This is a genomic window from Mycobacterium rhizamassiliense (assembly GCF_900157375.1).
In the GTDB taxonomy this organism is placed as follows: Bacteria; Actinomycetota; Actinomycetes; order Mycobacteriales; family Mycobacteriaceae; genus Mycobacterium; species Mycobacterium rhizamassiliense.
The window spans coordinates 944353-965025 of sequence record NZ_LT721901.1 but is presented as its reverse complement, the minus strand read 5'-3'; the positions used below and the strand labels follow the sequence as shown (position 1 = coordinate 965025).

24 protein-coding genes and 1 riboswitch are annotated in these 20673 nt (G+C 68.1%); of the genes, 13 read left to right on the top strand and 11 right to left on the bottom strand.

All coding sequences use genetic code 11. The features are described from left to right. Positions 1-10 precede the first annotated feature (10 nt). From MRAB57_RS04855 to glnX, 3 genes are read right to left on the bottom strand one after another with little or no spacing between them, the layout of a single operon-like run. Complete coding sequence (locus MRAB57_RS04855) at positions 11-2308, bottom strand: serine/threonine-protein kinase PknG (protein ID WP_077086552.1); 2298 nt, start codon at positions 2306-2308, stop codon at positions 11-13. Beyond that, positions 2308-3294: a glutamate ABC transporter substrate-binding protein gene (locus MRAB57_RS04850; RefSeq protein ID WP_077086551.1), complete on the bottom strand. Its 987-nt coding sequence runs from the start codon at positions 3292-3294 to the stop codon at positions 2308-2310. Before MRAB57_RS04850 ends, MRAB57_RS04855 begins: the two co-directional genes overlap by 1 nt. Then, positions 3294-4613, bottom strand: coding sequence for a protein kinase G-activating protein GlnX (glnX, locus tag MRAB57_RS04845; RefSeq protein ID WP_077086550.1), 1320 nt, complete (start codon positions 4611-4613; stop codon positions 3294-3296). Before glnX ends, MRAB57_RS04850 begins: the two co-directional genes overlap by 1 nt. 131 nt (positions 4614-4744) lie before the next feature. On the opposite strand from glnX, the gene MRAB57_RS04840 reads away from it, so the two are divergent. Next, a complete protein-coding gene (locus tag MRAB57_RS04840) occupies positions 4745-5371 on the top strand; it encodes an NUDIX hydrolase (RefSeq protein WP_077086549.1) in 627 nt (208 codons plus the stop codon). Here the strand turns inward: MRAB57_RS04840 and thiE are convergent. Further along, positions 5343-6011 (bottom strand): thiamine phosphate synthase, encoded by a 669-nt coding sequence (gene thiE, locus MRAB57_RS04835; protein WP_108638051.1) that lies wholly within the window; start codon positions 6009-6011, stop codon positions 5343-5345. The two genes, MRAB57_RS04840 and thiE, sit on opposite strands and share 29 nt — an antisense overlap. Positions 6012-6177: 166 nt before the next feature. Here thiE and thiO point away from each other — a divergent pair, with 166 nt between their 5' ends. From thiO to MRAB57_RS04815, 4 genes are read left to right on the top strand one after another with little or no spacing between them, the layout of a single operon-like run. Next, positions 6178-7197 carry a glycine oxidase ThiO gene (thiO, locus tag MRAB57_RS04830; RefSeq protein ID WP_077090394.1) on the top strand — a complete coding sequence of 340 codons (1020 nt, stop codon included), beginning with the start codon at positions 6178-6180 and terminating at the stop codon, positions 7195-7197. Next, positions 7197-7394, top strand: coding sequence for a sulfur carrier protein ThiS (thiS, locus tag MRAB57_RS04825; protein WP_077086547.1), 198 nt, complete (start codon positions 7197-7199; stop codon positions 7392-7394). Before thiO ends, thiS begins: the two co-directional genes overlap by 1 nt. Then, positions 7387-8142: a thiazole synthase gene (thiG, locus tag MRAB57_RS04820; protein WP_077086546.1), complete on the top strand. Its 756-nt coding sequence runs from the start codon at positions 7387-7389 to the stop codon at positions 8140-8142. The genes thiS and thiG overlap by 8 nt, the downstream gene beginning before the upstream one ends. Beyond that, positions 8139-8906, top strand: a complete 768-nt coding sequence (locus MRAB57_RS04815; protein WP_077086545.1) for an SGNH/GDSL hydrolase family protein — start codon at positions 8139-8141, stop codon at positions 8904-8906. Before thiG ends, MRAB57_RS04815 begins: the two co-directional genes overlap by 4 nt. A 4-nt stretch (positions 8907-8910) precedes the next feature. Here MRAB57_RS04815 and MRAB57_RS04810 read toward each other — a convergent pair whose 3' ends face one another. Next, entirely contained in the window at positions 8911-9432 is a 522-nt protein-coding gene (locus tag MRAB57_RS04810) for a hypothetical protein (RefSeq protein WP_077086544.1), read from the bottom strand. 282 nt (positions 9433-9714) lie between these two features. Here MRAB57_RS04810 and MRAB57_RS04805 point away from each other — a divergent pair, with 282 nt between their 5' ends. The 6 genes from MRAB57_RS04805 (at position 9715) to MRAB57_RS04780 (ending at position 15619) form a co-directional block, all read left to right on the top strand. Further along, positions 9715-10044, top strand: coding sequence for a CD225/dispanin family protein (locus MRAB57_RS04805; RefSeq protein ID WP_077086543.1), 330 nt, complete (start codon positions 9715-9717; stop codon positions 10042-10044). 13 nt (positions 10045-10057) lie between these two features. Then, positions 10058-10483, top strand: coding sequence for a DUF2752 domain-containing protein (locus tag MRAB57_RS04800; protein ID WP_077086542.1), 426 nt, complete (start codon positions 10058-10060; stop codon positions 10481-10483). 52 nt (positions 10484-10535) lie between these two features. Then, positions 10536-12035 (top strand): M28 family metallopeptidase, encoded by a 1500-nt coding sequence (locus MRAB57_RS04795; RefSeq protein WP_077086541.1) that lies wholly within the window; start codon positions 10536-10538, stop codon positions 12033-12035. Continuing rightward, entirely contained in the window at positions 12032-13504 is a 1473-nt protein-coding gene (locus MRAB57_RS04790; RefSeq protein WP_077086540.1) for a M28 family peptidase, read from the top strand. Before MRAB57_RS04795 ends, MRAB57_RS04790 begins: the two co-directional genes overlap by 4 nt. A 114-nt stretch (positions 13505-13618) precedes the next feature. Continuing rightward, positions 13619-15076 carry a neutral zinc metallopeptidase gene (locus MRAB57_RS04785; RefSeq protein ID WP_077086539.1) on the top strand — a complete coding sequence of 486 codons (1458 nt, stop codon included), beginning with the start codon at positions 13619-13621 and terminating at the stop codon, positions 15074-15076. 78 nt (positions 15077-15154) lie between these two features. Then, positions 15155-15619: a DUF4190 domain-containing protein gene (locus tag MRAB57_RS04780; protein ID WP_245835829.1), complete on the top strand. Its 465-nt coding sequence runs from the start codon at positions 15155-15157 to the stop codon at positions 15617-15619. A gap of 120 nt (positions 15620-15739) precedes the next feature. Here the strand turns inward: MRAB57_RS04780 and MRAB57_RS04775 are convergent, their stop codons facing one another. Next, positions 15740-15928 (bottom strand): hypothetical protein, encoded by a 189-nt coding sequence (locus MRAB57_RS04775; protein ID WP_425436805.1) that lies wholly within the window; start codon positions 15926-15928, stop codon positions 15740-15742. A gap of 72 nt (positions 15929-16000) precedes the next feature. On the opposite strand from MRAB57_RS04775, the gene MRAB57_RS04770 reads away from it, so the two are divergent. Further along, a complete protein-coding gene (locus MRAB57_RS04770; protein ID WP_077086537.1) occupies positions 16001-16255 on the top strand; it encodes a hypothetical protein in 255 nt (84 codons plus the stop codon). A gap of 4 nt (positions 16256-16259) precedes the next feature. On the opposite strand, the gene MRAB57_RS04765 is transcribed toward MRAB57_RS04770, so the two are convergent. The 4 genes from MRAB57_RS04765 to MRAB57_RS04750 all read right to left on the bottom strand — a co-directional run bounded on the left by MRAB57_RS04765 (position 16260) and on the right by MRAB57_RS04750 (position 19830). Beyond that, the gene (locus MRAB57_RS04765; protein ID WP_077086536.1) at positions 16260-16877 is read right to left on the bottom strand and encodes an alpha/beta hydrolase family protein; all 618 of its coding nucleotides are present in this window, start codon (positions 16875-16877) and stop codon (positions 16260-16262) included. Next, positions 16874-17710, bottom strand: a complete 837-nt coding sequence (gene thiD, locus MRAB57_RS04760) for a bifunctional hydroxymethylpyrimidine kinase/phosphomethylpyrimidine kinase (RefSeq protein WP_077086535.1) — start codon at positions 17708-17710, stop codon at positions 16874-16876. The genes MRAB57_RS04765 and thiD overlap by 4 nt, the downstream gene beginning before the upstream one ends. Further along, entirely contained in the window at positions 17707-19347 is a 1641-nt protein-coding gene (gene thiC, locus MRAB57_RS04755) for a phosphomethylpyrimidine synthase ThiC (RefSeq protein ID WP_077086534.1), read from the bottom strand. The genes thiD and thiC overlap by 4 nt, the downstream gene beginning before the upstream one ends. Continuing rightward, positions 19339-19449, bottom strand: a riboswitch (TPP riboswitch). (Overlaps the previous gene by 9 nt.) A gap of 105 nt (positions 19450-19554) precedes the next feature. Next, positions 19555-19830, bottom strand: a complete 276-nt coding sequence (locus MRAB57_RS04750) for a hypothetical protein (protein ID WP_108638050.1) — start codon at positions 19828-19830, stop codon at positions 19555-19557. 63 nt (positions 19831-19893) lie between these two features. Here MRAB57_RS04750 and MRAB57_RS29045 point away from each other — a divergent pair, with 63 nt between their 5' ends. Next, positions 19894-20172, top strand: a complete 279-nt coding sequence (locus tag MRAB57_RS29045) for an Rv1535 domain-containing protein (protein ID WP_077086532.1) — start codon at positions 19894-19896, stop codon at positions 20170-20172. Positions 20173-20208: 36 nt separating this feature from the next. On the opposite strand, the gene MRAB57_RS04740 is transcribed toward MRAB57_RS29045, so the two are convergent. Further along, positions 20209-20658, bottom strand: coding sequence for a hypothetical protein (locus MRAB57_RS04740; RefSeq protein WP_077086531.1), 450 nt, complete (start codon positions 20656-20658; stop codon positions 20209-20211). Positions 20659-20673 lie beyond the last annotated feature (15 nt).

Here is a 20673-nt window from a genome sequence, read left to right as displayed (position 1 = left end):
CCAGAAGAAACTAGAAGGTGCTGGTGGGCCGCACGGCGTTGGCCATGTCGACCAGGGTGTAGCGGTGTCGCTGCGTGGGCGCGACACGCGCCAGGCTGCGCAGCGACGCCTCGACGCCCAGCCGCAGGCCGTGCTCGGTGAACGGGAAACCGAGGATGTGGTTGGTGCTGGCCTCGTTGCCGTCGAGCCAGTCCATCGCCCCGCCCAGCACCAGCGCGCGGATCTGCAGCACGCGCGGTTCGGTCGCCGGCAGCGCCTCGACACGCCGGGCGGCGTCACGGATCTGCTCCTCGGTGACCTCGTTCGTCGACCGGCCGGACAGCAGCGTCACCGCACTGGTCAACCGCGCGGTGGTGAAATGCCTTGAGGTGGGCGGAACTTCGTCGAGGGTGCGTACCGCATCGGTTCGAACACCTTCGGCGGAAAGGGATCTGGCCAGGCCGAAAGCCGCCGAGATCACGCCGTCGTTGGTGCGCCACACCGTCTGATAGAACTTGTGCACATCGGTATTGCCGGCCAGTTCGCCGGTGGCGGCCAGCGCCAGCTTCGGGCCCAACTCGCCGGGGAAGGTGTCGAGCACCTCGGTGAAATGCTTCATGGCCGAGTCGTAGTCGCCGGTCAACAGCTCCGCGACAGCTCGATACCAGACCAGCCGCCAGCGCCAGCCGACGCGCTCGGCCAGGTCGTCGAGCTTGCGGGTGGCCTTGGCGACGTCGCCCAAATCCAGCAGGGCGCGGACTTCCATCAGGGGCAGCTCGATCGACTCCGACACGTCGACGCCCTCCGCCTCGAGGGTGCCGTGCCGGGCTGCGCGCAACGAGTCCAGCGTCTGCACCGGCTGCGAGAGCACGGTTGCCTGCAACACCGGGGCGGCGACGTCGCTCGGATCGACCAGCGGAACCGGCAGGGCGGTCACGATTTCGCGGGCGGTCAGCCTCTCCGAGTGCACCTGGCCGTCCAGGTACACGTCGGTGTGCGCAACCAGCAGGTCCACCCCGAAGGTGGAGCGGCTGGGGCTGAAAACCGTTGACAGGCCAGGGCGTGCGACGCCGGAGTCCTGGGCGACGACCTCGCGCAGCACGCCCATCAGCTGTGCCGACATCTCCTCGGCCGAGCCGAACCGGCGCCGCGGGTCGGGGTCGGTGGCACGGCGCAGCAGCCTGCCGAACGAGTCGTAGGTGCTCAGCACCGGGTCGTCTTCGGGCAGGCCGTCCGCGTACCGGCCGTTGCGGGTGCGCAGGTTGAGGGTGAGCGCGGCCAGCGTGCGCCCCACGGTGTAGATGTCGGTGGCGATCGTCGGGCCGGTGCGAACGATCTCGGGTGCCTGGAAGCCGGGAGTGCCGTAGAGGTAGCCGAACGAATTGACCCGCGACACCGCGCCCAGGTCGATCAGCTTCAACAGCTCCTCGGTGAGCATGATGTTCTCCGGCTTGAGGTCGTTGTAGACCAAGCCGATGGAATGCAAATAGCTCAGTGCGGGAAGGATTTCCAGCAGGTAGGCGATGGCCTCGGCGACCGGTAGCTTCTCGTCCTTCTTCTTCAGCCCGCCCTTGAGGGACTGGCCGCCGATGTACTCCATGACGATGTAGCCGACCGGGTCGCCGTGCCGGTCGGTGTGCTCGACGAAGTTGAAGATCTGCACGATCTGCGGGTGGACCACCTCGGCGAGGAACTGCCGTTCGGCCATCGCGATCGCCTGGGCCTCGGCGTCACCGGAATGCACCAGGCCCTTGAGCACCACCGGACGATCGTTGACGTTGTGGTCGACCGCGAGGTAGACCCAGCCCAGCCCGCCGTGTGCGATGCAGCCCTTGACTTCGTACTGCCCCGCGACGATGTTGCCTGGAGTCAGTTGCGGCAGAAATGAATACGGGCTCGCGCAGAACGGGCAGGTGCCCTCCGAGGAGCCCTTGCCCTCGCCCTTGGACCGGCCCACCGGCTTACCGCAGTTCCAGCAGAACCGCTTGGACTCCGGCACCACCGGGTTGGTCATCAGGGCTTCGAGTGGATCGATGTCGCGGGCCCGGGGAATCTCGACCAGGCCGCCGCCGAGCTGTCTGGTCGGTGGCAGCACCCGCGTCGCCACCGTCATCCGGTCTTGCGCTTCGGTGTCCAGCGCGCCGAGCGCGATGTGCGGCAGGTCGTCGTCGTCATCGTCGAAGTCCGGCCGGAACAGCGCCTGCGTGGCGTTCAGCCGCCCGGTGTTCGCACCCGTGGCCGTGTCCGGCGGTTGGGTGCCCGGGTTCGGTTCGGCTTCCGTATCCGGCTGCGCCGCTTGGCTTTCCACGTCTTTTTCCCCGTCGGCCATCAGTCCACGTACCTCGGTATGGGCGGCATGGGTGCCGGGCCGAGAACCGTTAACCACTTGCGGTACAACGTGTTCCAGGTGCCGTCGCGGCGGATCCGCTCGAGGGTGCCGTTGACGAACCGGACCAGTCCCAGGTTGTCGAGGCTGATCCCGATGCCGTAGGGCTGGGTGGCCATGTTCGGGCCGACGATGTGCAGATACGGGTCCTCTTCGACCAGTCCGGCCAGGATCGAGTCGTCGGTGGACACGGCGTCGATCTCGCGCTGCTGCATCGCCACCAGGCAGTCGGCCCAGTTGACCACCGACACGACGACCGGTGGCGGATTGATCTGCCGGATCCGGTGCAGCGACGTGGTGCCCCGCGCCACGCAGACCCGCTTGCCGGACAGGTCGTTCACCTTGGCGATCGTCGAGTCACGCGGGGCCAGGATGCGCTGGTTGGCGTCGAGGTAGACGGTGGAGAAATTGACCAGCTTGCGCCGTTCGCAGGTGATGGTCATGGTTTTGACGACGACGTCGACCTCGGACTTCTGCAGCGCGGTGATGCGCTCGTCGCTCGACAGGATCCGGTACTCGACATGCGATGGGGCGCCGAAGATGTCGCGCGCGATCTCGCCGGCGATGTCGACGTCGAAGCCGGTGATCTCGCCGGTGATCGGGTCGCGGAAGCTGAACAGGTTGCTGCCGATGTCGAGCCCGACGATCAGCCTGCCCCGGGCCCGGATGTCGGCCACCGCGGCGTCGGCGTCCGCTTTATTGCCGAACGGGCGCAGGCTGGCGGTCGCGTTGCAATTGTCGGCGGAATCGTCGGGCGGCAGCGCGGGTTCCGGCGGCATCTGGCTCATGCCGACCGGTGTGGGCGGCGGCAGCGTCGGCACGCTGGCCGTCGTCAGCGATTCGGTGTGCCCGCACCCCGCCAGCACGATCGCCGCGGCCAGCGCCCCGATGCGGGAGCCGGCCCGCCGGACCCGTGGCAGGCGCGGCATTATCGATACTCTTTCAGCCGCGGCCACAGACCGAGCGCGACCGCGATCGCGGCACCCAGGCTCAGCACCACGCCGCCGACCTGCGCGCCGGACAGCCCGCTGCGCGCGTTGATGACGTCGTTGCGCAGGTGCGCGCGGCTTTGGGTCATGGCCTTGCCCAGCGCGTCCTCGAGCTTGTCGAACGCGGGCGTGGAGTCGTCTTCGGCGCTGCCCAGCGCGACCTGGGTGGCGGACCGGTAGTTACCGACCGAAATGTAGGAGTTGATGCGGTCGTTGGCCTGCCGCCACCGGACCAGCAGCTGGTCGGCGCCCTGCAGGTCGGGCTTGTCGACGGCGTCCGGGCGCGCCATGTACTGGTCGATCTGCTGGTGCATGGCGTCGATGCGCTGATAGAACGACTGCTTGCGGATCTCTTCGTCGCCGCGCCGGATCAATGACAGCGTTTCGTCGGCTCGCGCCTGCTGGGCGGTGATCGCGACGTTGGTCACGGTCCTGAGCGACTCGGCCGCGGTGTCCTTCGCGCTCCGGCTCGCGGTCGTGGAGATCGTCAGCGCAGTTCCCACCCAGACCACCATGACGAGGATACCGAGCGCGCCCACGACCAGGCCGGGATTGATTCGGCGCCGGGTACGCCGGGCCAGCCAGCGATGCGAGAACGCGCCGAAGATCACTGTGCCCGCTACGACGAGGATCACCGGCGCGGGGAAGTGGGTCGACGCTGTGGTCTCCGAGTCCACGCGCTCCGACGTCGCCTGGTAGAGCTGGGCCGCGTCGGGCAGGATCGTCGACTGCATCAGCCCCGAGGCCTCCGACAGATACGACGAGCCGACCGGATTGCCCTCCCGGTTGTTGGTGCGCGCGATCTCGATCAGACCCGTATAGACGGCCAACTCGGCGTTGATCTTGCCGAGCAACTGCACCAACGGTTCGTCGGTGAGGCCGCTGGACGCGCGGGCCACCGCCACCGAGGCGTCGGTGATCGCCTGTTCGTAGCGCAGCCGCACCGGCCGCGGCTCGGCCTGGGCGATGAACGCGGTCGCGGCCGCGGCGTCGGCCACCGACAGCGTCGTGTAGAGCCGTCCGGCGGCGAAGGCCAGCGGCTCGGTGTGGTTGAGCACCGTGGTCAGCACCTGCTGCCGGTGGTTGATGGTGGTCGAGGTGGCAAACGCGCTGGACACGCCCAGCGCCGCCAGGACGATGCCGATGGTCAGGATGCGGCCGGGCGTCGTGGAGATGAACCACCAGCGGGGATGGGCCGGTTCGACCGGCGACCTCGACCCCTGTGGCTCGGTCGACGGGTGCGCCAGCTCAACCGTCACGTGTGTTCAGACCTCAGCTTTCGGCCCCAGGAGTTCGCTGCAACAACTCTATAAGCGAATTCTAAGAGGATGTTCGGCCGGATGGGGGGAGGCGGACCCAATTTCGCCGAACGCCTGCATATCCTGATCTCGTGCATGGCGACGGTGACGGGTGGGTGATATCCGACAGCGGCGCCCATTATTGGGGTCGATTCGGCGCGGCGGGTCTGCTGCTGCGGGCCCCGCGACCCGACGGAACCCCCGCGGTACTGCTGCAACACCGCGCGGTGTGGAGCCACCAGGGCGGCACCTGGGGCCTGCCCGGCGGCGCCAGGGACAGCCACGAGACGGCCGAGGAGACGGCGGTCCGGGAGGCGCGCGAAGAGGCCGGCCTGCTCGCCGAGCTGCTGACGGTGCGCGCCGCGGTTGTCACGTCCCAGTTGGCCGGAGCCGGCGACACGCACTGGACCTACACCACCGTTGTCGCTGACGCCGACGAGTTACTCCACACCGTCCCCAACCGTGAGAGCGCCGAACTGCGCTGGGTCGGCGAGGACGAGGTGGCCGACCTGCCGCTGCATCCCGGGTTCGCCGCGAGCTGGGAGCGGCTGCGCACCGCACCGGCCCTGATTCCGCTGGGCGACGCCGACGAACGGCGTCAGCGCCTGCCGCGCACGCTGGAGCTCGAGACCGGGGTCTTCGTCTGGTGCATGCCGGGCGACGTGGATCAGGCGCCGCTCAGCCCGCACATCAATTCGGTGCTGCAAGCGCTGATCTGAGCCGTTGGGCCGCCGCCGTCGGGTCTTCGGCCGCGGTGATCGCGCGCACCACGACGATGCGCCGGGCCCCGGCGTCGAGCACCTCGGGCAGTCGCTGCGCGTCGATGCCGCCGATGGCGAACCACGGTTTGTCGGTCGCGAGCGCGGCGGCATCGCGCACCAGCCCCAGGCCCGGGGCCGATCGGCCCGGCTTGGTCGGGGTGGGCCAGCAGGGGCCGACGCAGAAGTAGTCAGGGCTGCCCAGCCCCGGGGAACTAGCCTCGACAAGCTGCTGCGCGTCGTGCGTGGACAGGCCGATCAGCGTGTCGGGCCCGGCGATGTCGCGCGCGAGGTCCACCGGCAGGTCGCCCTGGCCCAGGTGCAGCACGTCGGCGCCGGCCACGCGGGCGATGTCGGCCCGGTCGTTGACCGCGAACAGCGCGCCGTGCCGGCGGGCCGCCTCGGCCAACATCTCGCAGGCCGCCAGCTCGTCGCGCGCTTCCAGCGGCCCGAACTCCTGCTCGCCGGCCGAACCCTTGTCGCGCAGCTGGATGATGTCCACCCCGCCGGCCAGTGCGGCGTCGGCGAACCGCGCCAGGTCACCGCGCTCCCGACGGGCGTCGGTGCACAGATACAGCCTTGCTTCGGCCAGACGAGGCAGGAGTGGGTGCACACCGCGACGCTAGCGCGCTAGCGTAGAAGCCGACGAACACGGGAGTCCCGGGAAGCGGGGCTGAGAGTGGGCACAGCCAGCGCGACTGGACCTGCCCTTACCGTCACACCTGATCCGGATCATGCCGGCGAAGGGAGGCCCACGAATGACCGGGATGCCGCCAGAACCACCTGTGGGGCTGCTGGCTGTCATCGGCGGCGGTGTCATCGGGTTGTCAGTGGCGCGCCGCGCGGCGCAGGCCGGATGGTCGGTGCGGGTGCACCGCACCGGCGAGCACGGTGCCTCGTGGGTCGCGGGCGGCATGCTGGCGCCGCACAGCGAGGGCTGGCCCGGTGAGGAACGGCTGCTGCGAGTCGGCCTGGAATCGCTGCGGCTGTGGCGCGAGGGCGGCTACCTGGACGGGTTGCCGCCCGGGCTGATCACCGCTCGCGAGTCGCTGGTGGTGGCCGTCGACCGCGCCGACGTGGCGGACCTGCGGACCGTCGCGGACTGGCTGTCGCAGCAGGGCCACCCGGTGAGCTGGGAGTCGGCCGCGCGTGACGTCGAACCGCTGCTGGCACAAGGCATTCGGCACGGGTTCCGGGCGCCCACCGAACTCGCGGTGGACAACCGCGCCCTGCTCGGCGCGCTCTCGGCCGACTGTGAGCGTCTCGGAGTCCGGTGGGCCGGACCGGTCAGCGACCTGGCGAGCGTCGACGCCGACACCGTGGTGATCGCCAACGGCCTTGACGCGCCGGCGTTGTGGCCCGGCCTGCCGATCCGCCCGATCAAGGGCGAAGTGCTGCGGCTGCGCTGGCGAAAGGGCTGTATGCCGTTGCTGGACAAGGTGATCCGCGCCCGGGTGCACGGCAGGCAGGTTTACCTGGTGCCGCGCGCCGACGGGGTGGTCGTGGGCGCGACACAGTACGAGCACGGCCGCGACATCGCGCCGGTGGTGTCGGGCGTGCGCGACCTGCTCGACGATGCCTGCGCGGTGCTGCCCGCGCTGGGCGAGTATGAGCTGGCCGAGTGCGCCGCCGGGCTGCGCCCGATGACACCCGATAATCTGCCCCTCGTGCACCGCCTGGACCAACGCACCCTCGTCGCCGCCGGCCACGGCAGGTCGGGTTTCCTGCTGGCGCCGTGGACGGCAGAACAGATCGTTTCCGAACTGGCCCCGGTAGGAGCGCACTGATGATCGTCGTGGTCAACGAGCAGAAGGTCGACGTCGACACGAACACCACCGTTGCCGCGCTGCTCGATTCGCTCGGCTTCCCGGACCGCGGCGTCGCGGTGGCGATGGACGACGCGGTGCTCCCGCGATCACGCTGGGCCACAGAACTTTTCGATGGTGCGCGACTCGAGGTAGTGACGGCGGTGCAAGGTGGCTGACAAGTTGACGATCGCGGACCGCAGCTTCGAGTCGCGGCTGATCATGGGCACCGGGGGAGCGGCCAACCTGGCCGTGCTGGAAGAGGCGCTAATCGCCTCGGGCACCGAGTTGACCACCGTCGCGATGCGCCGCGTCGACGCCGAGGGTGGCACCGGATTGCTGGACCTGCTCAACCGGTTGGGCATCACGCCGCTGCCCAACACCGCGGGATGCCGCGGCGCGGCCGAGGCGGTGCTCACCGCGCAGCTGGCCCGCGAGGCGCTGAACACCAACTGGGTCAAGCTCGAAGTGATCGCCGACGAGCGCACGCTGCTGCCCGACGCGGTCGAATTGGTCAGGGCCGCCGAGCAATTGGTCGATGACGGCTTCGTCGTGCTGCCGTACACCAACGACGACCCGGCGCTGGCCCGCCGCCTGGAGGACACCGGATGTGCGGCGGTGATGCCGCTGGGCTCGCCGATCGGTACCGGCCTGGGCATCACCAACCCGCACAACATCGAGATGATCGTCGCCCGGGCGGGTGTGCCCGTGGTGCTGGACGCCGGCATCGGTACGGCCAGCGACGCGGCACTGGCGATGGAGCTGGGTTGCGACGCCGTGCTGTTGGCCACGGCGGTGACGCGGGCCTCCGATCCGCCGGTGATGGCCGCGGCGATGGCCGCCGCCGTGACGGCCGGCCACCTGGCGCGCCGGGCGGGGCGGATCCCCAAGCGGTTCTGGGCCCAGGCCTCCAGCCCTGAGCGATGAAACGCTATGTCGCGCTGGGCAGTTCGATGGCCGCCGGCCCCGGTATCCAGCCACGCGCCGAGGGCGCGCCGCGTTGGTCCGGCCGATCGGCGCGTAACTACGCGCACCTGATCGCCGAACGCGAAGGTCTTGAGCTCACTGACGTCACCTTCTCCGGGGCGAGGACCGCGCACCTGCTCACCGACCGACAGCGCAGTGCGCCACCACAACTCACGACGCTGGACGGTTCGGAAGCCTTGGTCACGGTGACGATCGGCGGTAACGACGTCGGCTACGTGCCGCTGCTGATGGCGGCCGCGGTGCCGCGCGCCGCGCGTCGCCTGCCGCTGCTCGGCGGGCGCATTGCCGAATTGCTGGATGCCGGGGCGCGCGACCGGGCTCTGGCCGAGGTGTTCGATTCGCTGTGCGCTGTCGGTGCTGAACTGCGCAGGCGCGCCCCGCATGCGCGCATCTTCTTCGTCGACTACCTGACCATGCTGCCACCCGAAGGCGTTGCGGCCCCTTCACTTTCGCAAGCTGACGCCGACCTGGGTCGCCACGTGGCCGCCGCCCTGGAGCGGCTCACGGCCGAGGCCGCCGCGGCAACGGGCTGCGAAATCGTCGGTGCCGCGGCGGCCAGCCGCGATCACCACGCGTGGTCGGATCAGCCTTGGACCACTACGCCGGCCAAATACGTTGTGCCGCTTCCCGGCCGGCCCGCCCCGCTGCACCCCAACGCGGCGGGGATGCGGGCCGTCGCCGAGCTGGTTTCAGCTCAGCTGTGACGGATCAGCCGTTGGCCTGCCACCACTTGTACAGCGACGCCGTGTCGCCGTTGGACGCGCGGACGAACGCCAATACGTTCTTGGCGTCGACGGTCCACAAGACCTCGGCCTGACCCGAATCCGTCCCGCACGCGACCTGTCCGGCCGAGTCACTGTTGCTGCCCTGGTGCCACGTGGTGGGCGACGAAGCGGTCCCGCAATTGGCCAGGGTGTCGCCGCTGATCAGCTTGGTGAACGAGCTGGCGGTGTCGGCGCTATTGCCGAACAGGAAGTACTTGCCGCCCATCGGACCGCTGGAGTCGGAGTTCTGCCCGCACTGCAGCACCGCGATCACGGTGGCGTTGAACGAGCTCTGCACATCGGACGGCTGCTGGGCCTTGCAGTTGCTGCTGGTGTAGCCCTTCGACAGTGCGCTGGCAAGCGTGTCGTTGGCGTCTGCGGTCGCGGTGGCCGTTCCCGCACAGGCGATACTGCTCATGAGTGCTGCTGCCGCCCCGGCGCGCAGCGCGTTGGTGAGATGGGACATCGGAAACTCCTTAGGGCTTCCCGTGCGGGTTATCGGACATTCGCGATTGTATTTCCGCTGGGCACCGAAAATATAGTGCGAAATCTCAGCCGTCGGCGTGCCACCGGAGGGCTAACTCCGCGCTATACAACACATTCCGCTGGATACTGTCTCCCTGGGTGCTGAAAAGCCAACACTGCCAGGCGATCTGGCCGGATCTCGCGCACACCATGGCGCGCAACCAGCGCTGGGGTACTGTAGGCTCCGCTCGTCGCCAGCAAACTTCAGTTGAGTGGAGAATCGATGACCGCACAGCCGCCCCCGCCCGGGTACCCGCACCAGCAGCCGGGCACGCAACCGCCCGACAACTACCTGGTTTGGTCGATTCTGGCGACTGTGTTCTGCTTCCCCATCACCGGGATCGTCGCGATTGTCAAGGCGGCCTCAGTTAACGGATTGTGGGCACAGGGCCGCTACCCCGAGGCGCAGGCGGCCATCGCCAGCGCCAAGAAATGGGTGCGTTGGTCGGTCATCCTCTGGGTCGTCGGCGTCGTCGTCTACGGAATTCTGCTCGTGGTGTTGGTGCTGAACGCCGACAACGCGAATGCGGCGATGCTCGCGAGGACTTTCTAACTAGGATTGCCCTATGGCGACCCGCCCGGCGCTTGCTCGGCCCGGCCTCGGCGCCCCACTGGTAGTGGCGGCGTCGGCGACGCTCGCGTGCGCCGCGATCTGGGTCGCCGATCCGACCACCCCGCACGGCCCGTTGCCGGTCTGCCCCACCAAGGCGCTGCTGGGCATCGACTGCCCCGGGTGCGGCAGCCTGCGAATGCTGTATTCGCTCATGCACGGCAACGTGTTGGCGGCCGCCCGATTTAACGCCCTGGGGCTGGCGGCGGTGGTGCTGTTGGTGTGGGCACACCTGGCATGGACCTACGGCCGTGTGAAGGGCCGGCGCATCCGGAGCTGGCAGCACTGGCGTTGGTCTCCGATGGTGGCCCTGTGCTTGGTGGTGGCGTGGTTTGTGGTGCGCAACATCCCGGTCGCACCCTTCAACTGGCTGTATGTCTGAGTTGCGGGTGGATGACGCCTGATCGGCGGCCCGCGGTCTAACGTTGGGCGGGATGGTGAACAAATCATGGACGCTCTCGGCGCTGGTGGCCGTGGTTGCCCTCGCTGCGATGACGACCGGCTGTTCGCACCGGTCGGCCGGTTCGCAGCAGACGACCGGCGATCCCGCCGCGGCCGAGTTCGCCACCACGCTGCATGACAAGGTCACGACGGACGCGATGATGGCGCATCTGTCGAAGCTCCAGGACATCGCCAACGCCAACAACGGCACCCGGGCGGTGGGCACGCCCGGCTACGAAGCTACCGTCGACTACGTTGCGAATACCTTGCGCGGCAAGGGATTTGATGTGCAGACGCCTGAGTTCTCGGCGCGGGTGTTTCATGCCGACAAGCCGGTGGTCTCCGTTGCCGGCCAGGCGGTGGAGGCGCGCGCGCTCGAATTCAGCCTGGGCACCGGGCCCGGCGGCGTGAGCGGGTCGCTGGTGGCCGCGCTGGGCACCGACAGCCCGGGCTGCGCACCCACCGATTACGACAAGGCGCCGGTGCAGGGCGCGGTCGTCCTGGTGGACCGCGGCAGCTGCCCGTTCGCGCAGAAGGAAGATGCCGCGGCCCAACGCGGCGCCGTGGCGATGATCGTGGCCGACAACGTCGACGAGCAAGAGATGGGCGGCACGCTGGGAGTCGACACCACCGTGAAGATCCCGGTGGTCGGTGTGACCCGGTCGGTCGGGATGCAGCTGCACGCCCGGCCCGGGCCGGCCGCCATCACGCTGAACGCCAGCAGCAAGAGCTTCAAAGCGCGCAACGTCATCGCGCAGACCAAGACCGGCTCGCCCACCGACGTGGTGATGGCGGGCGCCCACCTGGACAGCGTGCCGGAGGGGCCGGGCATCAACGACGACGGCTCCGGGGTGGCCGCGATCCTGGAAACCGCGGTGCAGCTGGGCAATTCACCGCCCGTGCACAACGCGGTGCGGTTCGGGTTCTGGGGGGCCGAGGAGCTCGGCCTGATCGGGTCGCGCAGCTACGTCGAGTCACTGAACCTGGAAAGCCTGAAAAACATTGCGCTGTACCTGAATTTCGACATGCTCGCGTCGCCGAACCCGGGCTACTTCACCTATGACGGCGACCAATCACTGCCGGCGGACGCCCGGGGCACTCCGGTGGTGCCGGAAGGCTCGGCCGGCATCGAGCGGACATTCGTCGCTTACCTGAAATCGGCGGGAAAGACGGCGCAGGACACCTCCTTCGACGGCCGCTCCGACTATGACGGGTTCACCCGCGCGGGCATCCCTTCGGGCGGCCTGTTCTCCGGCGCGGAGGCCAAGATGTCCGATGACCAGGCCAAGCTGTGGGGCGGGACAGCCGGCGCGCCGTTCGACCCCAACTACCACCAAAAGGCCGACACCCTCGACCACATCGACCGCACCTCGCTGGGCATCCAGGGCGCCGGGGTCGCCTACGCGGTGGCGCTCTATGCGCAGGATCTCGGCGGCCACGACGGGGTCCCCGTCATGGCCGATCGCGTCCGCCACCTGCCGTCGCGACCATGATCCGCCGGCCGGGTGCAGCGCTGCTGCTCGCCGTGGGCCTCGTGGCGGGATGCTCGTCGCCGCGGCCGGCCCCGCCCGCGGCCGCTCCGGATCTGGCCCGGGAATTGGCGCCGAAGGTGACCGCGGAGCGGATGATGTCCCACCTGCGCGCGCTGCAGGACATCGCCAACGCCAACAAGGGAACTCGGGCCGACGGCACACCGGGCTACGACGCGAGCGTCGAGTATGTGGCGAAGGCGTTGCGCGACAGGGGTTTCGACGTGTCGACGCCGGAGTTCGACCGGGTATACCCGGTTTCGCCGGGTAAGCCGACGGTGACGATCTCCGGTCACAATTATCGGGTGGACCAGGCCTCGCTGTTGGTCCGGACACCTCCCAACGGCCTGACCGGGCAGCCGGTCCGCCCGATTCAGCCGACCGGCTGTGCGGTCAGCGATTACCCGGCAACGATCCCACCGGGTTCGGTCGCCTTCGTCAACGACGTCGGTTGCTCGGTGGTGGACAAGCAGAACACCGCGGTGGCCAAAGGGGCGGTGGCGCTGATCGTGATCACCGCGCCCAACGAGCAGGCGGCCGCGCCGACGTTGTTCAGCCCCGGCTATTTCAAGCAGCTGACCGTGCCGGTCGCCGTGCTCGACGACAGCGGCGGCCACGCACTGGCCCAGGCCACCACGCCGGTACGCCTGGTGCTCGATGCCGAGAACTTCAAGATCACATCGCGAAATGTGGTGGCACAAACCAGGACTGGCTCACCCGACGACATGATCGTGGTCGGCGCGCATCTCGACAGCCCGCGGAACAGCCCGGGCATCAACGACAACGGATCCGGGGTGGCCGCGGTGCTGGAAACGGCGCTGCAGCTGGGGCCCTTAACGCCGGTGAACAACGCGGTGCGGTTCATGTTCTGGGGAGCCGAGGAGAATGGCCTCAACGGCGTGATGGACTACGTCTTCGGCCTGGATCGCGACCAGCTCAACGACATCGCAATGTATCTCGACTTCACCATGCTCGCCTCGCCCAACGCCGGCTTCTTCACCGATGACGGCGACCAATCCGGCCCGCCGGGACAGGGAGTGGCCGCCTCCGATGTGCCCGAGGGGTCGGCGGGCATCGAGCGCGTGCTGGCCGGTTACCTGTACCTCGCCGGAAAGCGGCCCGCCGATATGCCGTTGAGCACCCGGGCCGACTACCACCCGTTCATGGTCGCGGGAATCCCGGTCGGGGGCATGACGACCGGGGCCGGGCAGTCGAAAAGCACTGTGCAGGCTCGGCTGTGGGGCGGGACGGCCGGCGCACCGTTCGACCCGAATTTCCAGACCCCCCGCGACACGATCGACAACATCAACCGGGACGTCTTGGCGGTCATGGGTTCCGGCGTGGCCTTTGCGGTGGGCAGCTACGCCCAGTCGATCGGCGGGGTCAACGGCGTCGTGCCACACGACAAGCGGCACCGGGCTCGGTTGCCCTAGCGGCGAGTTCGCCGCATCTCAAACTGGTAGACCCGTTTCGGGTTTATATGGTTTGCTGGATTCGCATTTTTGCTACGCCTGAAAGCTTCGGACCTAGTCGGGATGAGGTTGGCCATGAAGAACCGAGGGCGCGCCCGACGCTTGCAGGCGGCCGTCGTCTGCGCAACGGCGGTACTCATTGTCGCGGGCTGCAGCACGGTCACCCAGGGCCACGCGCTGTCGATGCTCAACGACCCGTTCCGGGTGGCTGATCTACCTGCGACCAACGGTCCCAGCGGCATCCGTTCGAACGCGCCGGCGCCGAACGGCACGGTGGTCAACACCGACAACGGGCAAATCGACAAGCTGGCATTGCTTTCGGTAAACGACATTCAGGATTACTGGAAATCCGTCTACAGCCAATCGCTGAAGGGATCCTTCGTCCCGGTCAGCAAGCTGGTGTCCTACGACTCCAACGACCGGAGCAGTCCGATTGTTTGCCGCGAACAGACCTATAAGCTCGTCAACGCCTTCTTCACCGGGCGCTGCAACTTGATCGCCTGGGATCGCGGCGTTTTCATGCCCATCGCGGAACGCTATTTCGGCGACATGTCCGTCACGGGCGTGTTGGCACACGAGTTCGGGCACGCGTTGCAGCAGATGTCCAAGCTGGTGACCAGATCGGATCCGACGATCGTCCGTGAGCAGCAGGCCGATTGCTTCGCCGGCGTCTATCTGTACTGGGTCGCCTCCGGCAAGTCCCCGCGCTTCACGTTGAGCACCGCCGACGGGCTCGATCACGTGTTGGCCGGGATCATCACCACCCGCGACCCGGTGCTGGACGCCGATACCCAGAACGACGACGAGCATGGGACGGCGCTGGACCGGATCGGCGCCTTCCAAATGGGTTTCATCACGGGTGCCTCGGCCTGCGCGAGGATCAACAAGCAGGAGATCACGCAACGCCGCGGCGACCTACCGACCGCGCTGCAGGTCGACACCAACGGCGACCAGGAGACCGGTGAGGTCACGATCAACGAGGACACCCTGTCCACGCTGATGGAGTTGTTGGGAAAGGTGTTCTCGCCCAAGAGTGCGCCGACAATTTCCTACAAGCAGGCCAATTGCCCCGACGCGAAACCCAGCCCGCCGGCGTCCTACTGCCCGAGCACCAACACCATCGTGGTGGACCTGCCCGGGCTGGCGGCGATGGGCAAGGTGTCCAGCGAGAGCGAACACACACTGCCGCAGGGCGACGACACCGCACTGTCGATCGTGATGTCGAGATACGCGCTGGCGGTGCAGCACGAGCGCGGCCTGCCGATGCAGAGCCCGTGGACGGCGCTGCGAACCGCGTGCCTGACCGGTGTGGTGCACCGCAAGATGGCCGAACCGATCGACACGCCCTCGCACAACGAGCTATTGCTGACCGCAGGCGACCTCGACGAGGCCGTTGCGGGCCTGCTCACCAACCGCATGGTTGCCAGCGACGCCGACGGCACCAGCGTGCCGGCCGGCTTCACCCGCATCTCGGCGTTCCGCGGCGGGGTGGCCGGCAACATGGACGCGTGCTACTCCCGCTACCCCGTGTGAGCCGAGATTTTATTGGGCGACAAGCCCCCAGCCGCAGCGTAGAGTGTGGGCGACTTGACCCCTGACGAGGAGGCTTCCTTGACGAGCAACCGCCTAACTACCCCCCGCCGCCCCCGGGTGACTACCCAACCGCCTAACTACCCCCCGCCGCCCCCGGGTGACTACCCGCCGCCAGGTCCCGGTTACCCGCCACCTGGGCCGGGTTACCCGCCGCCCGGGCAACCGGCCGCCGGAACCAACACCCTGGCCATCGCGTCGTTGGTGTCCTCGCTGTTGGGCTGGCTGTGCGGCATCGGACCGATCCTGGGGCTGATCTTCGGCTTCATCGCGCTGAACCAGATCAAGAAGACCGGGGAGGGCGGCCGCGGCCTGGCGCTCGCCGGCATCATCATCGGTGCGATCGCCATCGTCCTGGGCATCATCTACGGGATCATCGTGGGCATCGCAGCCGTGAACCAGCCTCAGGTGCAGACGAGTTCAAGTGCACCGCCCGCGGTGGTGCTCACCGTCGACCAGCCGGTTGCGGCCGCGTTCGCGGCGTAACCGCCTGTCGCTCTACCTATTTCGGCCGGCCTGGGCGCCAGTTTGTCGCCCAGGCGCCGGATTTTGCGCGGGGCCGCGACCGTCGTGTCGTGGCCCCGTTCGGCAATTGGCATCGGCGGCTTACGTCATGCACACGTTGGAGAACAGCAGGACCGGCCAGGAAACGATCGAGCCGAGGAACGACACGACCAGGTCTGCGCCGTGCATTCCACGCAGATGGTCGGAGTGGGTCGACGACCAAATCAACCCGGCGATGCCATACGGAATGCCCAGTAGCACCCCCAGGGCTATCCACTCGGCCACTGTCATCTCGTAGTTCAGAAACTGCCGCAGCTTGGTGATCAAGTACCGCACCCCCTTTTCAACCGGTACGTTTCGAAAATGACCTTCATCCGGCGAATGCTTGCGCATCCAGTGTCGGTCCAAGCGCTCATCGAGTTCACGCTATGGCTCACATTGCCCTACCTCGCCTTTGGATTCTTCTGGACCGTCGTGCACCCTGACAAGGTCAGCGAACTGGAAGCCCAATGGAAAGCGGTGCTGCCCTCGGGCGGGGAAATCGCGTTCGGCGAGGCGACGGTGTTGTGGCCCGTGGTCCTGCTGCTGCCGAGCACCTGCGGGGCGCCGGGACAGTAGCGCGTCAGCGCGCTAGCCGCAGCGCCGCGTCGACGGCCAGCGTGGGTACGTCGAACGTCTTCGAGCGCAAGTCGTGGCGGGCACCGGTGATTTCGACGACCTCGGTGGGTGCCGCGATCAACGCCACTGCCTCGCGCAGTTCGTCGATGGTGCCGAACGGGTCCGAGGTGCCATGGGTGAACACGGTGGGCACGGCGATATCGGGCAGGTGTTCGGTGCGGCGGCGTTCCGGCTTGCCAGGCGGGTGCACCGGATAGGAGAACAGCGTCAACACGTCCACGGTGGCTTCGCCGGCGGCGATCGCCATCGATGTCTGGCGGCCGCCGTATGAATGCCCGCCGGCGATCAGCGGGCCGTCGGCGAGCTTGCGGCACACGGCGATTGCCCCGGCGATCCCGGCGCGATCGGCGGCGGCCGAGCCGGACGGCGGGCCTTTCGGCCGACGCCGTCGGTAGGGCAGGTTGTAGCGCACGGCCAACCAGCCGCGCCGCGCCCATTCATCGCAAATCCGTTGCAGCAGTTCGGAATCCCGATCACCGCCGGCACCATGCGTGAGCACCACCACGCCTTGCGGTGTGCCCGCGGGCTCGTGCGCGACGCCGGCGATCTCCTCGAGATTCATGCCAACCGGAATAGCGGGGAGACGGGGCCGTGCCCGCCGCCGAGCGGGTAGGCGGCGCGCAGGCATTCGGTGACCCAGCGCTTCGCGAAGCCGACGGCGTCGGGCACGGTGAATCCGTGTGCCAGGGCGCACGCGACCGCGGCGGCCAGGGTGTCGCCACCGCCGTGGTCGTTGCCGGTGTCGATCCGTTCGGCGTCGAACTCGTGGAATTCGGCGCCTTCAGAGGGGCCGTAGAGCAGGTCGCAGCTGCGTTCCGACGAGCGCAGGTGCCCGCCCTTGACCAGCACCCACCGCGGGCCCCGCGCGTGCAGGGCCTTGGCGGCCGCGCGCTGCGACTCGGCGTCGGTCACCTCGATGTCGACCAGCAGTCGCACCTCGTCGAGGTTCGGCGTCACCAGCGTGGCCAATGGGAACAGTTGGCCGCGAAGCGAATCCAGGGCCGCCGGTGCCATCAGCGCGTCGCCGTGCATCGATGCCGCCACCGGGTCGACGACGAGCGGGACCGTCAACCCGAGCCGGCGCCAGGTGCTGGCCACGGTGTCGATGATGCGCGGCGAGGCCAGCATCCCGGTCTTGGCGGCCTGCACGCCGATGTCGGTGACCACGGCATCGATCTGCCCGGCCACGACGTCATCGGGGATCTCGTGAAAGCCCTTGACGCCCAACGTGTTCTGCACGGTGACCGCGGTGACCGCGACGCACGCGTGCACGCCCAGCAGCGCGATCGTGCGCATATCGGCTTCGATGCCCGCGCCGCCGCCGGAGTCGGATCCGGCGATGGTCAACACCCGCCGCGGGGTGGTGCCCGGCGGGGGCAGCGGCAGATAGTTCACTGCGTGATCGGCAGATACACCCGGTTGCCGTGCTCGGCGAACTCGCGGGACTTCTCCTCCATGCCGCTGTTCAGCATGGCCTCGATGTCCTCTTCGGTCTCCAGGCCGTGCTTGGCGGCGTAGTCGCGGACATCCTGCGTGATGCGCATCGAGCAGAACTTCGGCCCGCACATCGAGCAGAAGTGCGCGGCCTTGGCGGGTGCGGCGGGCAGCGTCTCGTCGTGGTACTCCCGCGCGGTGTCCGGATCCAGCGACAGCGCGAACTGGTCGTTCCAGCGGAACTCGAAACGTGCCGTGGACAAGGCATTGTCGCGATCCTGCGCATGCGGGTGCCCCTTCGCCAAATCGCCCGCGTGGGCGGCGATCTTGTAGGCGATCACCCCGTCCTTGACGTCCTTGCGATCCGGCAGTCCGAGGTGTTCCTTCGGGGTGACGTAGCAGAGCATCGCGGTGCCGGCCTGGGCGATGATGGCCGCGCCGATCGCGGAGGTGATGTGGTCGTAGGCCGGGGCGATGTCGGTGGTCAGCGGCCCCAGCGTGTAGAACGGGGCCTCCTCGCACAGCTCCTCTTCCAACCGCACGTTCTCGACGATCTTGTGCATCGGGACGTGCCCGGGGCCTTCGATCATCACCTGCACGCCATGGGATTTCGCGATCTTGGTCAGTTCGCCCAGGGTGCGTAATTCGGCGAACTGCGCGGCGTCGTTGGCGTCGGCGATGGATCCCGGCCGCAGCCCGTCGCCGAGCGAGAAGGTGACGTCGTACTGGGCGAAGATCTCGCAAAGCTCGTCGAAGTTGGTGTACAGGAACGACTCTCGGTGGTGCGCCAGGCACCAGGCCGCCATGATCGACCCGCCGCGGGACACGATGCCGGTGACGCGCTTGGCGGTCAGCGGCACGTAGCGCAGCAGCACGCCGGCGTGCACCGTCATGTAGTCCACGCCCTGCTCACACTGCTCGATCACGGTGTCGCGGTAGAGCTCCCAGGTCAGCTCGGTCGGGTCGCCGTTGGTTTTTTCCAGCGCCTGGTAGATCGGCACGGTGCCGACCGGCACCGGCGAGTTGCGCAGGATCCACTCGCGGGTCTCGTGGATGTTCTTGCCAGTGGACAGGTCCATGATGGTGTCGGCGCCCCAGCGGGTGGCCCAGACCATCTTGTCGACCTCCTCGGCGATCGACGACGTGACCGCCGAGTTGCCGATGTTCGCGTTCACCTTGGTCGCGAAGGCCTTCCCGATGATCATCGGCTCGATCTCGGGGTGGTTGTGGTTGGCAGGGATCACCGCGCGACCGCGCGCGACCTCGTCGCGCACCAGCTCGGCGGGCATGCCCTCGCGGGCGGCGATGAACGCCATCTCGGCGCTGATCTCGCCGGCGCGGGCCCGCTGTAACTGGGTACCGCGATCGCGGACCAACCCGGCGCGCGCCGGCAAGCCGGCCGCGAGGTCGATCGTCGCATCGGAGTCGGTGTAGGGACCCGAGGTGTCGTAAAGGTCGAAGTCCTCGCCGTTGGTCAGGTGCACCCTGCGCAGCGGCACCCGCAGGGCGGTTCCATCCGGAGCCGCGATTTCGCGGTAGGCCTTACTGCTGCCCCAGATGGGTCCGGTGGTAACGGATGGTTCGACGGTGACAGTCATCTTTCATCTCCCTACGCCGGCATTACCCGGTCAGGTTCTTACGGTCGACGGCTCCGAGCCGTCCTCTCAGCGCATATGGATTGCGCTCCCGCGTTTGGTGGATGGTCCGCACGCGACGTTACCCCCACGAGGGACCATTCGTGCCAGACGGTCGCGCGGCCGTTGTCCAGATAACGAAAACTTGACCGATCCGCAACGCCCCGCCCGCTAGATCTCTTCCATCGCCTCGCCAAGCTCCTCGAGGAGCTTGTTGTGGTGATTGCTGGCCAGCACGTGCCCGGCGGCAATGACCAGCGCGACGGGCCAATCGATGAGTTCGAGGGCGGCCAAGGCCGCCAAGCCGCCGTAATAGGCCAGCTGTTCGGGGCGCGGAATCTCGGTTTGACCGACTATCGGCAGGTTCAGGATGAACGTTTCGCCCTCGCGGACCTTCTCTACGGCGTCCGCCTGCGACGTTGTTCGGCGAGTTTTCTTTTCCGCCATCATTTGCCTTTCAGTAACTTTAGGTTTCCCGTCGCGCCGGGTGATGCCGTCAACGTCGGAATTATGTCGACGACCGATAACCTGGCCGATCCGATAGTTTCCTCGTTTGTATCCATCCTGTGCGTGCCCCTAAACGAACTTTATGCGCTGCTGTGGCGGGTGGGGGTCGTCGAGATCCGGCACGACGACCAGCCCCGCGGCCGCGCCTCGCGCCTGGTTGCCCGGGTTGCGCCCGGTCCGCGGCGTCCGGTCTGTCCGGACCCGTCAGCACACGGTTCACACCGTCCGCGGCCCCAATCGCCGCAGCGCCCGCACCGGGCCTACCGCCAAGCGGCTGGCTGACCACCGAAAACACGCAGGTCCCCGCCGGGGACCTGGTTAGTTGGTGCTGCGCAGCTCGGCGGTGCCGGCCCGACGACCGGTGGCCTTCTTGGCCGTCGACTTCGCGGGCGTCTTACGCGGAGCGGACTTCTTCGCCGAGTTTTCCGAGGCGGGCTCGGTCGGCACCGGCTTGAGGTTCGCCTTCGCCCGCGGTTCGGGTTTCTGGCTCAGCCTGCGCAGCAGCAGCGCGCTGCCGCCGACCGCCAGCAGCAACGGCCATTCGACCAGCCCGGCAACACCGAGGGCGCCGATCGCCAATGCGGCGGCGGGCGTCGAGTGGCTGCCCGAACTGATTCCGCGCTTGATGCCCTCGGCCGCTCCGGTGACCCCGCCGACGACCCCGTTGACCGCTGCTCCGCCCACAGCGCCGGCGGCGGCCGTGGTTGCGTCGGCCGCACGGTTGACCGTCTTCCCCACGTTGCGGATTGCCCCTCCGACGACACTCATGATGACTCCTGGACT

What these genes read in the sequence shown, in the direction of transcription:
- thiS (WP_077086547.1), top strand. Translation starts at nt 7,197, where the DNA reads ATGATCGTCGTGGTCAACGAGCAGAAGGTCGACGTCGACACGAACACC.
- MRAB57_RS04790 (WP_077086540.1), top strand. Translation starts at nt 12,032, where the DNA reads ATGATCCGCCGGCCGGGTGCAGCGCTGCTGCTCGCCGTGGGCCTCGTG.
- MRAB57_RS04850 (WP_077086551.1), bottom strand. Translation starts at nt 3,294, where the DNA reads ATGCCGCGCCTGCCACGGGTCCGGCGGGCCGGCTCCCGCATCGGGGCG.
- MRAB57_RS04765 (WP_077086536.1), bottom strand. Translation starts at nt 16,877, where the DNA reads ATGAATCTCGAGGAGATCGCCGGCGTCGCGCACGAGCCCGCGGGCACA.
- MRAB57_RS04775 (WP_425436805.1), bottom strand. Translation starts at nt 15,928, where the DNA reads ATGACAGTGGCCGAGTGGATAGCCCTGGGGGTGCTACTGGGCATTCCG.
- MRAB57_RS04855 (WP_077086552.1), bottom strand. Translation starts at nt 2,308, where the DNA reads ATGGCCGACGGGGAAAAAGACGTGGAAAGCCAAGCGGCGCAGCCGGAT.
- MRAB57_RS04810 (WP_077086544.1), bottom strand. Translation starts at nt 9,432, where the DNA reads ATGTCCCATCTCACCAACGCGCTGCGCGCCGGGGCGGCAGCAGCACTC.
- MRAB57_RS04770 (WP_077086537.1), top strand. Translation starts at nt 16,001, where the DNA reads ATGACCTTCATCCGGCGAATGCTTGCGCATCCAGTGTCGGTCCAAGCG.
- MRAB57_RS04815 (WP_077086545.1), top strand. Translation starts at nt 8,139, where the DNA reads ATGAAACGCTATGTCGCGCTGGGCAGTTCGATGGCCGCCGGCCCCGGT.
- MRAB57_RS29045 (WP_077086532.1), top strand. Translation starts at nt 19,894, where the DNA reads ATGTCGACGACCGATAACCTGGCCGATCCGATAGTTTCCTCGTTTGTA.
- MRAB57_RS04795 (WP_077086541.1), top strand. Translation starts at nt 10,536, where the DNA reads ATGGTGAACAAATCATGGACGCTCTCGGCGCTGGTGGCCGTGGTTGCC.
- MRAB57_RS04750 (WP_108638050.1), bottom strand. Translation starts at nt 19,830, where the DNA reads ATGGCGGAAAAGAAAACTCGCCGAACAACGTCGCAGGCGGACGCCGTA.
- MRAB57_RS04800 (WP_077086542.1), top strand. Translation starts at nt 10,058, where the DNA reads ATGGCGACCCGCCCGGCGCTTGCTCGGCCCGGCCTCGGCGCCCCACTG.
- MRAB57_RS04740 (WP_077086531.1), bottom strand. Translation starts at nt 20,658, where the DNA reads ATGAGTGTCGTCGGAGGGGCAATCCGCAACGTGGGGAAGACGGTCAAC.
- MRAB57_RS04805 (WP_077086543.1), top strand. Translation starts at nt 9,715, where the DNA reads ATGACCGCACAGCCGCCCCCGCCCGGGTACCCGCACCAGCAGCCGGGC.
- thiO (WP_077090394.1), top strand. Translation starts at nt 6,178, where the DNA reads ATGCCGCCAGAACCACCTGTGGGGCTGCTGGCTGTCATCGGCGGCGGT.
- thiC (WP_077086534.1), bottom strand. Translation starts at nt 19,347, where the DNA reads ATGACTGTCACCGTCGAACCATCCGTTACCACCGGACCCATCTGGGGC.
- MRAB57_RS04785 (WP_077086539.1), top strand. Translation starts at nt 13,619, where the DNA reads ATGAAGAACCGAGGGCGCGCCCGACGCTTGCAGGCGGCCGTCGTCTGC.